The 13,032-nt window shown below is 57.9% G+C and carries 12 protein-coding genes and 1 other RNA gene; 4 read left to right on the top strand and 9 right to left on the bottom strand.

Features of this window, described 5'->3' with window-relative positions:
* Positions 1-66 precede the first annotated feature (66 nt).
* Both M8N44_RS04715 and M8N44_RS04720 read right to left on the bottom strand, forming a co-directional pair.
* Positions 67-1,074 carry a GGGtGRT protein gene (locus M8N44_RS04715; protein ID WP_022398298.1) on the bottom strand — a complete coding sequence of 336 codons (1,008 nt, stop codon included), beginning with the start codon at positions 1,072-1,074 and terminating at the stop codon, positions 67-69.
* A 45-nt stretch (positions 1,075-1,119) separates the two neighbouring features.
* Positions 1,120-1,812: an iron-sulfur cluster assembly scaffold protein gene (locus tag M8N44_RS04720; RefSeq protein WP_022398299.1), complete on the bottom strand. Its 693-nt coding sequence runs from the start codon at positions 1,810-1,812 to the stop codon at positions 1,120-1,122.
* Between the two features lie 215 nt (positions 1,813-2,027).
* Between M8N44_RS04720 and M8N44_RS04725 the strand changes: the two genes are divergently transcribed.
* The 3 genes from M8N44_RS04725 to M8N44_RS04735 all read left to right on the top strand — a co-directional run bounded on the left by M8N44_RS04725 (position 2,028) and on the right by M8N44_RS04735 (position 4,090).
* On the top strand, positions 2,028-2,822 hold the full coding sequence (locus M8N44_RS04725) for a metallophosphoesterase (RefSeq protein ID WP_180972834.1): 795 nt from the start codon (positions 2,028-2,030) through the stop codon (positions 2,820-2,822).
* Positions 2,823-2,854: 32 nt separating this feature from the next.
* On the top strand, positions 2,855-3,409 hold the full coding sequence (locus M8N44_RS04730) for a hypothetical protein (protein WP_146021097.1): 555 nt from the start codon (positions 2,855-2,857) through the stop codon (positions 3,407-3,409).
* 246 nt (positions 3,410-3,655) lie between these two features.
* Positions 3,656-4,090, top strand: coding sequence for a flavodoxin domain-containing protein (locus M8N44_RS04735; RefSeq protein WP_102728207.1), 435 nt, complete (start codon positions 3,656-3,658; stop codon positions 4,088-4,090).
* Positions 4,091-4,396: 306 nt separating this feature from the next.
* Here M8N44_RS04735 and M8N44_RS04740 read toward each other — a convergent pair whose 3' ends face one another.
* From M8N44_RS04740 to M8N44_RS04770, 7 genes are all read right to left on the bottom strand, one after another.
* The gene (locus tag M8N44_RS04740; protein ID WP_102728206.1) at positions 4,397-6,421 is read right to left on the bottom strand and encodes a tetratricopeptide repeat protein; all 2,025 of its coding nucleotides are present in this window, start codon (positions 6,419-6,421) and stop codon (positions 4,397-4,399) included.
* 102 nt (positions 6,422-6,523) lie between these two features.
* Positions 6,524-7,420, bottom strand: coding sequence for a hypothetical protein (locus M8N44_RS04745; RefSeq protein WP_102728205.1), 897 nt, complete (start codon positions 7,418-7,420; stop codon positions 6,524-6,526).
* A gap of 22 nt (positions 7,421-7,442) precedes the next feature.
* Entirely contained in the window at positions 7,443-8,528 is a 1,086-nt protein-coding gene (gene aroC / locus M8N44_RS04750) for a chorismate synthase (RefSeq protein ID WP_102728204.1), read from the bottom strand.
* A gap of 131 nt (positions 8,529-8,659) precedes the next feature.
* The gene (locus tag M8N44_RS04755; RefSeq protein WP_022398307.1) at positions 8,660-8,929 is read right to left on the bottom strand and encodes an HU family DNA-binding protein; all 270 of its coding nucleotides are present in this window, start codon (positions 8,927-8,929) and stop codon (positions 8,660-8,662) included.
* Positions 8,930-9,011: 82 nt separating this feature from the next.
* Complete coding sequence (gene murA, locus M8N44_RS04760) at positions 9,012-10,289, bottom strand: UDP-N-acetylglucosamine 1-carboxyvinyltransferase (RefSeq protein ID WP_102722053.1); 1,278 nt, start codon at positions 10,287-10,289, stop codon at positions 9,012-9,014.
* Positions 10,290-10,428: 139 nt separating this feature from the next.
* An RNA gene (gene rnpB / locus M8N44_RS04765) (RNase P RNA component class A) lies at positions 10,429-10,846 on the bottom strand.
* Between the two features lie 91 nt (positions 10,847-10,937).
* On the bottom strand, positions 10,938-11,390 hold the full coding sequence (locus M8N44_RS04770; RefSeq protein ID WP_102728203.1) for a hypothetical protein: 453 nt from the start codon (positions 11,388-11,390) through the stop codon (positions 10,938-10,940).
* A 332-nt stretch (positions 11,391-11,722) separates the two neighbouring features.
* Here M8N44_RS04770 and aroA point away from each other — a divergent pair, with 332 nt between their 5' ends.
* Positions 11,723-13,030: a 3-phosphoshikimate 1-carboxyvinyltransferase gene (gene aroA, locus M8N44_RS04775; protein WP_102728202.1), complete on the top strand. Its 1,308-nt coding sequence runs from the start codon at positions 11,723-11,725 to the stop codon at positions 13,028-13,030.
* Positions 13,031-13,032: the final 2 nt, after the last annotated feature.

Genomic DNA, 13,032 nt, shown 5'->3' on the forward strand with positions numbered 1-13,032 from the left:
CAACCATAAAAAAGAGCCGCTTCCCCATTCATCGGGAAAGCGGCTCTGTGAATTTTAACAGCGTTCTCAGGCGTTCTGCCTGGCGGCTTCTTCAACAGCCACGGCCACCGCTACGGAAGCGCCGACCATCGGGTTGTTGCCCATGCCGATAAGGCCCATCATTTCCACGTGGGCGGGCACGGAGGAGGAGCCGGCGAACTGGGCGTCCGAGTGCATGCGGCCCATGGTATCGGTCATGCCGTAGGAGGCGGGACCGGCAGCCATGTTGTCCGGGTGCAGGGTGCGGCCCGTACCGCCGCCGGAAGCCACGGAGAAGTACTTCTTGCCCTTCTCGTTGCATTCCTTCTTGTAGGTGCCGGCTACCGGGTGCTGGAAGCGGGTGGGGTTGGTGGAGTTCCCGGTGATGGAGACGTCCACGCCTTCATTCCACATGACGGCCACGCCTTCGCGCACGTCGTCGCAGCCGTACACGCGCACAGCGGCCTTCGGGCCCTTGGAGAAAGCCTTCTCCTGGACGATGTTCAGCTTGCCCGTGGCATAGTCGAACTTGGTCTGCACGTACGTGAAGCCATTGATGCGGGAGATGATGTACGCGGCATCCTTGCCGAGGCCGTTCAGGCAGACGCGCAGGTCCTGCTTGCGGACGCGGTTGGCGGATTTGGCAATGCCGATGGCGCCTTCAGCGGCGGCAAAGGATTCATGGCCGGCCAGGAAGCAGAAGCATTCCGTTTCATCGCGCAGGAGCATGGCGGCCAGGTTGCCGTGGCCCAGGCCCACCTTGCGGTCGTCCGCAACGGAACCGGGAATGCAGAAGGACTGGAGGCCTTCACCAATGGCTTCGGCGGCGTCCGCAGCCTTCGTGCAGCCCTTCTTGATGGCGATGGCGGCGCCCACCACGTAGGCCCAGCCGGCGTTTTCAAACGCGATGGGCTGGATGCCGTTCACGATTTCGCGAACGTTGATGCCCTTGGAAAGGCAGAGTTGTTCCGCTTCTTCAATGGAGCCGATGCCGTATTTGGCCAGGGCTTCATTGATCTGCTTGATGCGGCGGTCGTAGGATTCGAAAAGAGGCATGATGGTAATAGTGCTTGAAGTTGATATACTCTTTTTAATTCAATCTCATTCGTGACGAGGATCGATGTACTTGGCGGCCTCGTCGAAACGACCGTAGTTGCCCGTGCACTTGGCGACGGCTTCGTTGGCGTCCACGCCCTTCTTGATCATTTCCATCATCGGGCCCATGCGCACGAACTCATAGCCGATGATTTCGCCGTCTTCGTCCAGAGCCAGCTTGGTGATGTAGCCTTCGGCCATTTCCAGATAGCGGGGGCCCTTGGCGCGGGTGCCGTACAGGGTGCCGATCTGGGAGCGGAGGCCCTTGCCGAGGTCTTCAAGACCGGCGCCGATGGGCAGGCCGCCTTCGGAGAAAGCGCTCTGGGTGCGGCCGTACACGATCTGCAGGAACAGTTCGCGCATGGCGGTGTTGATGGCGTCGCACACGAGGTCCGTGTTCATCGCTTCCAGCACGGTCTTGCCGGGCAGGATTTCCGCGGCCATGGCGGCGGAGTGGGTCATGCCGGAGCAGCCGCTGGTTTCTACAAGGGCTTCCTCAACGATGCCGTTCTTGACGTTCAGCGTCAGCTTGCAGGTGCCCTGCTGGGGAGCGCACCAGCCCACGCCGTGGGTCAGGCCGGAAATATCCGTGATCTCCTTGGATTGCGTCCAGTTGCCTTCCTGCGGGATGGGGGCCGGACCATGGTTGCAGCCTTTCTTGACGCAACACATTTGTTCGATTTCGTGTGTAAACTGCATGGTATTAGGATGTTAATATGAAGATGGGCCTGCAGTCATCGGACAGCCCCACCTTGAGCGGGACGGATCATACCAGCAAAATCCCGATTGGCAAACACGAATGATTGAAAACCGGGCGAAATGCTTCATCATCAGTCCGGAGCCCGCCCCGCATGAAGTCACGCCCGCGTCATCCCCTTCTCAACAAACTTGCAATCATCTCTGTCTCAATACTGATGATCGGCTTTTCCTTATTCATGTGGGCGTGGCAGGTGGAACCCAGGCGCGTGGAAACCGTCACGACCGCGCTGGAAGTGCCGCAGTGGAAGGAAAAAGGCGGCTCCCCGCTCCGGATCGTGATCGCCGGAGACTTCCACCTGCGCCCGAACGGCGGCGACCAGGCGCGCCGGTACATGGAAAAAATCATGGAGGCCCAGCCGGACATGATCTTCCTGCTGGGGGACTACGCCAACGGCCACACCCGGGAGAGCAGCATGAGTCCGGAAACAGCCAGGGAATACTTCAAGATGCTGAAGGCCCCCCTGGGCATCTTCGCCGTACAGGGCAACCATGACCAGTACTACGGCTGGGACCTGTGGCGGAACATGTTTTCCGAGCTGGGCATCCTGCCCATGTGGAACGATTCCCTGCTGCTGCACCTCCCCGGAGGCAGAGATTTGCAGCTTTCCTCCGTTCGGGACGACTACCACCTGAGAATCAGGCCGGAGGAACTGCCGCTGCGTTTTTCCCCGGACATTCCCCACATCCTGCTCTCCCACGTGCCGGACATCTTTCCCCTGCTGGCTCCCGGCACGGCGGACGCCGTCATCAGCGCCCATACCCACGGCGGGCAGATCTGCCTGCCCGGCGGCAAGCCCCTGGCGAACATCTCCCGGGAGAAGGCCAAATTCTCCTATCCCTGGTCCCAGCTGAACGGAACCCCCTTCCTCATCACCCGCGGGCTGGGATGCAGCGTTCTTCCCCTGCGCTTCTGCTGCCCTCCGGAAATCATCGTGCTGGAAATCCAATAAAAACAATCGTTCGGAACACTCCCTGCCCTCCTATGCCCTCTCCTTTTTATTCACATGATATTTACCTGTTATTAACAGTGACGTGCATGGCCGTGGCGCTGGAATCGTGCTCCGTCCCCGTCAAGGCTCCGGAAGCCGTGGCCGGATGGTATGAAGGAACCCTCTACGAAGACAAACCCTTCTACATCACTAAAAACGCCATCAGCTGGACCAGCGGTAGGAAAAAGGCGGACTTCGGCCACTGGACCGCCGTCAGCGTGTATGACCCCACCATCCGCCTGAAAGCGGAGGGCGGTACATTCACCATCTCACCCGGCTACGGCTGGGACGGCGTCACCTGGGGAACCACCCCGCCGGACATGCTGTTCCCTTCCCTGTTTCACGACGCCATGCTGCACGCTAAAATGAATGGCGCGCCCATCGCCAGAAACCAGATTGACCTGGCCTTCTACGACCTCATGACCAGCCAGCACGCCAGCCGCAAGGGGCTTTACTACCGCTTTGTGCGCCTCTTCGGCTGGTGCTTTACCCTTCCCCAGCACCCGCACACATTGACGATCCGCCGGGAGGAATCCGGGGTAGAATAATTTCCCTGCACACATGCCGCTCCGTTTGCTGCCCTGCGGCTTGCTCGTCTCCGGCTTCAGATCTTTTCTCATGATTACTCTCCTTTCTCTGGAAGGATTTAAGCCATGGAACATGAACGGACTGAAAAAACTGACGCCCGGAAAGCCCGCAGAAGGAGGGAAAATTTGACCAGACGCATCCTGTTTTGCCTTGCCTGATTAGTTAGTTTAATCTAACTTCTGGCGTCGTAACAACAACCAGCACACATGGAAATCACCATTATCTACGGAACGGAAACAGGAAATTCGGAAAGCCTGGCCCGGGAGGCCCGGGAAAAACTGACAAAGCTCGGCCATCAGGCAACAGTGGTTGATATGGAGGATATGACGGTGGAACAGTTGAAAAATGCGGGAACGCTGCTGGTCGTCACCAGCACGTGGGGAGACGGCGAACCTCCCTCCAATGCAGAGGCGCTGTACCAGGCATTGAAGGACTCCTCGGAAGACCTTTCTACAGTCAATTATGCCGTCTTCGCCCTTGGGGATGAATTTTATGAAAACTTCTGCCAGGCAGGCAAGGACTTCGATGCCTTCCTGGAACGTTTGAAGGCGCAAAGGCTGCTGCCGGTAGCCCTGTCCGATGGGGATTATGACGCCACCTTCCCGGAATGGGTAGATGCCCTCGCGGAAAAACTTTCCTGACGTTTCTTCCTTTTTTATTTTTAAGGTGTGTAAAACGCCTCATCTTCAAATCGGACACTCCTTTAAAAAAACGCTTCTTCCGGCATCAGGGCTGGGAGAGGCGCTCTTTTTTCCTGAAAAACAGGTCCCCAGTAAAACCATTTGCCGCTCCTGGGAATAAGGGACTCCGGCCCCCTTATCAACTTGCTCCCTCCGAAGCAAGGCGAAGGCTTTCAAAATTAAAATACCCTCCTTTCCTCATTATCTTGCCGCCTCAGATAAAAAGTTACAAATTCCTATCCCTCCCCTTCCGAATTCCCGTCAAGTTCAACTCAAAGGCGCCCGCGACTGGCAAAACTCCACTTTCTTCTTTCCGCCCAACCGATGAAGCCTGAATTTGGCCACATCCACCAAGTTGGCAAAATCTCTCAATTTGGGCCCGGCAATCACCTTCTCCAGATATTCCTCCCCCTCATGAATAACCGGCAAATAGCCGACCGACAGGCAGTTTTTTCCCTCCAGTACCTTGAGAGGGGAACTCTGGTCATTATAAGGATGCAAAGAAAGAATCCTCAATTCCTTTTCATCCTTGAAGGCGGCATCCTTCACCAGATGCCTCAGGTAAATGAGCATCTCCAGGGCAGCTTTTTGAGCCTTTTCGCTGATACACTCAAAAAGCATCCGAATATTCTTCAATGATTTGCCTATCTCCTGCAATTTCTTTCTTTCAGACTCTTTCAATGCGTCTTCGCAAACATTAAAATCCCTGTTTAACGAGTATTCAGAACATGCAGGGGTATAATGCACCCGACCGGAAGAGCAATCATAATACAATACCCAGTAAAGAGGGAGCTTGCGGCGCATGTCAGTCTCTTTTCCGGAGGAGGAGTCGTCCTCTTTCTGGACGGCAATCATGGACGTTTCTCCCGGTTTGGCAAAAAAGGATCGGTTAAATACCAGGCACAGCCCGGTTCCTTCCTCTCCCTTGTTTTTTCCGTAAAGGCGGAACTGGTTCAAGGAATCAATGGCAGAAGAAAAGGAAGCCTGCAATACGGCAAGATGGCTCTGAATTCTCTGGGAAGGCAGACAATCCTGTTTTAGAAATGCCTGAAAAACGGTGCCTTCCGTAGGATCATTAGCCGCAGCCAGGCTACATAACGACAGGGGATTTGCGTGACCGTCCGTTTCCGTCTGCTTTTGGAGCAAGGTTTCAAAAACCATAGAGGAAGTGTAATGCCCTACCTGCTCAAGGTCAGCGCTAAGCAAATAAAGAAGCCTATATTGTTCCACCCACAGACGGTGAATACAGGATAAATCTTTGCCGGAGCATCCACCCAGTTTTTCCCTGCTTGCCAGGACATTGAAATCTTCGTCTCCACTCCATAAATCCACCTGACTATTTTCTGACAGGCCATCCCAGAATTCCTTGCTTCCCACTAACGACCTCCGGTTTCGTTTGGCTATTTCATTACCGGCATTGATTTGAATGGCTTGAATATAACAAGCCAATGCCTCTTCCTTTTTGCCGAGATTGGATAATAAAAGCCCTTTATTGTTCAGGGCTGCATCATGATGAGGGTTGATTTCCAGCGCCTTGTTATAACAGGCCAGAGCTTCCTCCTTCCGTCCCAGGTCATCCATGACATTTCCCATGTTGTAACAGGCCGCCCCATAACCAGGATTGATTTCCAATGCCTTACTATAGCTGGCCAGAGCTTCCTCCTTTCTTCCCAGGTCATCCAGGACATTTCCCTTGTTATAATGGGCCGCATCGTAACCGGGATTGATCTCCAGCGCCTTGTTGTAGCTGGCAAGGGCCTCTTCCTTTTGTCCTAAACTTTTCAGGATAATGCCCCTGTTGCAATAAGCCTTATCATAATCAGGTCTGATTTCCAGAGCCTTGTTATAGCTGTCCAACGCTTCCTTCTTCCGGCCGAGATCGTTCAGGATATTTCCTTTATTGTAGTAGGCCGCATGGTCCCCAGGATTAATTTCCAGCGCTTTGTCATAGCTCTGCAACGCCTCCTCCTTCCTCCCGAGATCGTCCAGAATATGTCCTCTGTTGTAATGGGTTGCATCATTTCCTGGGTTGATTTCCAACGCTTTATCGTAACTGGATAAAGCTTCCTCCTTCCTTTCTAATTTTTTCAATACAATGCCCCTGTTGCAATAGGCTTTATCGTAAGCAGGGTTGATTTCCAGAGCCCTGTTATAGCTGTCCAGCGCTTCCTCGCTGCGTCCCAGGTCATCCAGGACATTCCCTTTCTTCACATAAGCCGTGAAATTTTCAGGATCAAGAGCGATCTCTCGTTCCCATTTTTCCAATTCCCCCTTCAATTTTTCTTTGTCCATGCCAAATCAATCTTGAATATATCCAATACTACCCAGCGGGAAAACCTTTGGAAAGAGGATAATAGGAATGAAAACAATTCAGGGAAGAAAAGAATCCCCGCTTTATTCCTCAATCGGCGTGGCTTCGGGAATGTATTCATTCCCGGCGGGGGCCGTCTGGCGGGTTTCCGTGACGAAGCCAAGGACGCGGTCCACATCCAGCTGGGACAGCACGGTGCGCACGTCCTGGTCTTCCAGGAAGCGGGTGAGCTTGACGTCGTTGTAAAGGCCCTGCATGTCCCCCTTCTCTACCAGCAGGCGGATGGCGGGGTCTTCGCTCAGGCTTTTCAGGCTCAGCACGCGGCTGGTGATGCGGGAGCGGGGCATGTAGCAATCCAGCTGGGTGCGGCGCTGGTCGGAGAGTTCCGGGCTGAGCGTCACCAGGTAGGCAATCATTTTTGCCAGGGAGAGGCGTTCCGGGTCGTGTTCCGGGGAGATGGCCACCAGCCAGTTCAGGTGGGGATTGTCCGTGATGGACTTCTTGACGGAGTAAATGGCGGGCAGGGAAATGGTGCGGCTGGGATCCATGTGGTACAGCGCCAGTTCGCGGGCGCGGGTCATTTCCGCCATGGAGCCGTAGTAGAAGATGCACATGACGCCCACCCAGCAGACAACCACCGCCATCAGGATGGTGGTGACGATGCCCTTGGCCCCGCCGAAGCCCATGCGCCCCCCCCAGGAGAAGACGTCACTGAACCAGAACAGGCCGTGCATGAAGATGAAGAAGACTGCCGCAGCCCCCCCGACGGACAGCACGGTGACCATCCATTCCCGCGGGTCGCTGGTGATGAAGGAGAGATAGGTAAAGCCGTATTTGGACAGCCAGAAGTACGCTGCCACGGCGGAGAGCACCGCCGCGCCGAACAGGAGCATCTTGATCATCCCCTTCAGCATGCCGAGCACGATGAAGCCGACCAGCAGCGCGCCCAGAACCAGGTAGAATGTGAGGGAGGAGTCCATGAATGACGGGAAAGAAGCCGCGTTACAATGCCCGCTGGCAGCGCTGGCGCAGATAGTGGTCGCACAGGCAGAGCCAGGCCATGGCTTCCACAATGGGCACGGCGCGCGGCAGCACGCAGGCGTCATGCCGTCCCCTGCCCTTGAGCCGGGCGTCCTCCCCTGCCTGGTTGACCGTCTGCTGGTCAACCATCAAGGTGGCGGTGGGCTTGAAGCCGATGCGCATCAGGATGTCTTCTCCGTTGGAGATGCCGCCCTGGATGCCGCCGGAGTGGTTGGTGACGGTATGCACATGGCCGTCCCGCATGTAAAAAGGGTCGTTGTGTTCCAGTCCGGTCATGTCCGCCGCTTCAAAGCCGGAGCCCACGGCAAAGGCCTTGGTGGCGGGAATGCTCATCATGGCGTGGGCCAGCGTGGCGTCCAGCTTGTCAAAGACGGGGTCCCCCAGTCCGGGAGGGCAGCCGCGCACCACGCATTTGACCACGCCGCCCAGGGAGTTGCCGGCGTCCCGCGCCTCCTTGATGGCGGCAATCATGGCCTCCACCACGGAGGGGTCCGCCGTGCGGACGATGTTGCTTTCAATGACGGAGGCCGTGACGGCCTCCCAGTCCACGGAGGCTTTCACATGATGCACCTGGTCCACCCAGGCTATGATCTCCATGCCGGGAAAGGCCTGCTTGAGCACGGCCCTGGCCACGGCCCCGGCGGCGACGCGCCCGATGGTTTCCCGTGCGGAGGCCCTGCCGCCGCCCGCCCAGGCGCGGATGCCGTATTTGGCGTCGTACGTGTAGTCCGCATGGGAGGGGCGGTACGTGTGGGCCATTTCATCATAGGCGGAGGAACGGTGGTCCTTGTTCCGCACGCTGACGGCGATGGGCGTTCCCAGGGTTTTGCCGTCCAGCACGCCGGAGAGTATTTCCGCGCGGTCTTCCTCCTTGCGGGGCGTCACGATGTCGCTCTGCCCCGGCCTGCGCCGGTCCAGCTCCCGCTGAATGGCTTCTTCCGTCACCGGGACGAGGGACGGACAGCCGTCAATCACCACGCCTACCCCGGCTCCATGGGATTCACCCCAGGTGGAGATTCTGAACACCTGACCAAAACTGCTGGACATGGCGGCATTCTAGACGGCGGCGTCCATCCGGTCAAGCCGTGGACTTCCGCAGCGGGACATAAAAAAACACCCCGGTCCGCAGAGGACGGGGTGCTGAAAGAAAAGTGCTCTTTTGGGAAGCAGCTGCCGTCTTAGTCCTTCAGGGCGGAAGAGGCCTTGAAAGCAACCGTCTTGGAGGCGGGAATGTTGATCGCCTTGCCGGTCTTCGGGTTGCGGCCGGTACGGGCTTCACGGGTCTTGGTAGCAAACGTACCAAAGCCGATGATCTGCACCTTGCCGGATTCCTGCACGCCTTCCTTGATGGATTCCAGCACAGCGGCCAGAGCTTCTTCAGCGTGCTTCTTGGTCGTATCGGCACCCAGCTTGTTTTGAATCAATTCGATCAGTTGAGCCTTGTTCATAGGACTTCGGTGAATAGCATATGGAGCCCTGACAGTAAAGAAAAAATGCGGTACACCGGCAAATCAGGACCCAAAAACGGCGTTAATTGTCGTCATCCGGCTGTCTTTCCACCGCGGCTCCGATCGCCAGGAGCTTTTCGTCAATCATTTCATAGCCCCGGTCAATGTGGTACAGGCGGTGGATTTCCGTGGTGCCTTCCGCCTTCAGGGCGGCCAGCACCAGCGCGGCGGATGCGCGCAGATCGGACGCCATGACGGGCGCGCCGCTCAGGCTTTCCACGCCGGAGATGACGGCGGTGCCGTTGTCCACCTTGATATCCGCGCCCATGCGCTTGAGCTCGGAGCAGTGCATGAAGCGCTGCGGAAAAATGGTATCCTTCACCACGGAGATGCCCGGCGTGGTGGCAAAGAGGGCCGTCATCTGGGCCTGCATGTCCGTGGGATAGCCGGGATAGGGGGCCGTCTTGATTTCCCCGCATTTGGGCGTATTCCCGGCAATGATGGTGACCGTGTCCCCCCGTTCGTTGAATTCCACGTGGTGGCCGCATTTCCGGAGCAGGTCCGTCACCACGGTCATGTGCTCCTCACAGACGCGCCGCAGGGTTACGCCGTCCCCCATCATGGCCGCGGCCACCATGAAGGTGCCGGCCTCAATGCGGTCCGGAATGACGGTATGGTTGCAGCCGCGGAGTTTTTCAACCCCTTCAATGACGATCCGGCGCGTTCCGGCGCCCTGGATATGGGCGCCCATCTTGATCAGGAAGTTCGCCAAGTCCACCACTTCCGGCTCGGATGCGGCGGATTCAATGACGGTGGTTCCTTCCGCCAGCACGGCGGCCATCATCAGGTTGTCCGTTCCCAGAACGGTGGGGCCGTGATCGCCCCTCAAATCTATGGTGGCTCCCTTCAACCCCCGGGGCGCTTCGATAACCAGGTTGCCGCGTTCAATCTGCACCTGGGCGCCCAGAGCCTGAATGGCCCGGATGTGCAGGTCCACGGGACGGTCGCCGATCACGCAGCCGCCCGGCAGCGGAATCACGCACCGCTGCATGCGGGCCATCAGGGGGCCCATCAGGCAGATGGAGGCGCGCATCTTGCGCACCTGTTCATAGGCGGCTTCGGAATGCAGGTTCCTGGCCTCCACGCGCACGTTGCCGCTGGACCTCTCCACGGAGGCGCCCAGCTGGCCCATGATCTGGACCATGAAATTGGTATCGGAGACATCCGGCACACGGCGCACCACCACAGGCTCATCCGTCAGCAGGGATGCGGCCAGAATGGGCAGGGACGCATTTTTGGACCCGCTGATATTGACGGCTCCCCTCAGCGTAAAACCTCCGTGTACAACAAGCTTCTCCATAGTGGGTGGCAATTAGGTGACGGATTCTACACATTTGAGACGCCCATGCAACCCCAAAGAGCCCCCGGAACCGGACAATTTCCCGGACGTTTCCCTTCACGGAAAAGGAGGCGGAAAACATCCCGGCAAAAAAGACAGGGGCCGATCAGGTTCTGTAAGCCAGATTTTGTCCACCGGCCAAAGCCGGCTGTGCGGTCATTTTTCTCACGCGGTCTGCGGTGAAGCATTCCGCGCGCCCGTTCGTCTTACGGAACGGATGCGACTAATACCCGGGGATCCGGCGGGCAGGCAACCCTTCCCCTGTTTGTCTTGCATCGCGCGGGGTTTACCATGCCTCCTCGGTCGCCCTCGGAGCGGTGAGCTCTTACCTCCCCTTTTCACCCTTGCCCGCATGGGGATGAACCCCATCCGGGCGGTTTGTTTTCTGTGGCACTTTCCGTCCGGGAACCCTTGGGAGGTTCCCGTCTCCCGCTTTCACGGGACACGCTGCCTTGTGATGTCCGGACTTTCCTCTACCCCGGTCCGAAGACCGGAACAGCGACCACCCGAACCTGATCGGCACGGACTACATACGCTTTCAGCGGCGCGCGGTAAAGCCCAAAGCAGGACGGAGGGCATTTTTGTTCCCTTGCTTGTTCTCATCCGGGCTTAGGAAATCCCAGGCTCCTTCAGGCACGCCTCATAGCACGCTTTGTTAAGTGCCTTGCAAACGGCGGTATTGCCGCTCGCGGCAGGTACCGGATGAAATTTCTTTTCTCCTGGGGCATGCAGAAAAACGGCCGCCTCTTCCGGCTGAAGAGAGGCGCCTTTAGCCCATCCTTCCTTTAAGAGGATTTTGGCCAGGGATTCCACCTTGTAGGCGTCGCCTTTCAGAAATACCTTTTTAACAGGGTACTGCTTCCCCAGCGCATTCGCATATAAGGCGAACGGCCTTCTCTCCACCTCCACTCCGTCATCTTTCAACGTGACGTCGTACACAAGAGCACCGATGCTGACATGTACGGCCGCTTCCGCAACGGGCTGCACGGATTGGCGCTGGGAACAGGCGGCCACGACGTTCAGCGCGGTACAGAGAAAGACAGTCCGGACAATAAAGCTCATCAGCCTTTTTTATTCCATACTGCATTGAATGTCAATATCGAATAATCCTTTGAAACAAAGTAAAGCGGCCACAGGATCACTCCCGTGGCCGCTCCAACTTACTACCTATGAAAACCAGCTTGATCCATTGATCCTGAAAAGCTCTCTCCTTCCTTTCAGGCGGATGCAGCCGATAACGCGCCTTAATATACGTCACCGTTCCGGAAAATCAACCCCATTCTGGACCGCCGCCCAGCGCCTTACCGGAGTCCCGGCGCTATCCTCTCCCCTCCCGCCCGTCTCGTAATTGGCTTGATTCAGCGGCCAATACAGGGTAGTTCTTCCGGACGTCCATGAACCTTCGCTCCCATTCCATTTCTTCCCTGCAAGGGGTACTGACCGTACCCGGAGACAAAAGCATTTCCCACCGCGCCGCCATCCTGGGCGGCCTGGCGAAGGGAGTGACGGAAGTGGATAATTTCCTGTGCAGTGAAGACTGCCTGAATACCCTGCGCGCCATGGAGCAGTTGGGGGCCAAGGTGGAAGTGCTGGAAGAACGGGAGGGGTATGGCCCCGTCCGCTTCCGCATAACGGGCGTCGCCATGAAGCCCGCGGCTCCGGAACGGCCCATCGACTGCGGCAATTCCGGCACGGGCATGAGGCTGCTGGCCGGCATGCTGGCTGCCTGCCCCTTTGATTCGGAAATGTTCGGGGACGCCTCCCTGAGTTCCCGCCCCATGGGCCGCATCATGCAGCCTCTGGAACAGATGGGCGCTCGGATTGAAGCCCGCGGCGCCAAGCCGGGCTGCGCTCCGCTGTTTATCCACGGCGGCCGGGTGCGCCCCATTTCCTACACGCTTCCCATGGCGAGCGCCCAGGTGAAGAGCGCCATCCTGCTGGCCGCCATGTTTGCCGACGGCGCCACCACCGTGCATCAGCCCGCCGTCACCCGCGACCACACGGAGCGCCTGTTCCGCCATTTCAGCGTGCCCTGCACGGTAGACGGCCTCGCCGTCAGTACCCAGGGTCCGGCGCTCCCAGCCGCCCATGACCTGACGGTTCCCGCAGACATCTCTTCCGCCGCCTTCTGGATGGTGGCCGCCGCCAGCCGTCCCGGCTCCCGCCTGACGCTGCGCCAGGTGGGCCTGAACAACACGCGGAACGCCGTCATCAGCGCACTGAAACGGATGGGGGTGCGGATGGACATTGTGACCACTTCTCCGGAGGATGCGGGCGAACCGTACGGGGATATTACCGTGTACGGTTCGGATTCCCTGCACGGCACCAGCCTGCTTCCGGAAGAAATCCCCAACCTGATTGATGAAATCCCCATCCTGGCCGTGGCCGGAGCCCTGGGCCAGGGAGACTTCATCGTCCGCAACGCCCGCGAACTGCGCGTCAAGGAAACGGACCGCATCGCCACCACGGCGGCCAATCTCCGGCTCATGGGGGTGGACGTGGAGGAATTTGACGACGGAATGGTCGTCCACGGAGGCGCTCCCCTGAAAGGCGCGGAATTGCCCAGCTACGGAGACCACCGCATCGCCATGAGCTTCCTGGTGGCCGGATTCAGCGCACAGGGAGATACCGTGCTGGCGGATGCGGAATGCATCAATACCTCCTATCCCGGCTTTGAACGGGATCTGGCGCAGTTCCTGTAAAC

It is taken from the genome of Akkermansia massiliensis (assembly GCF_023516715.1).
Lineage (GTDB): Bacteria > Verrucomicrobiota > Verrucomicrobiia > Verrucomicrobiales > Akkermansiaceae > Akkermansia > Akkermansia massiliensis.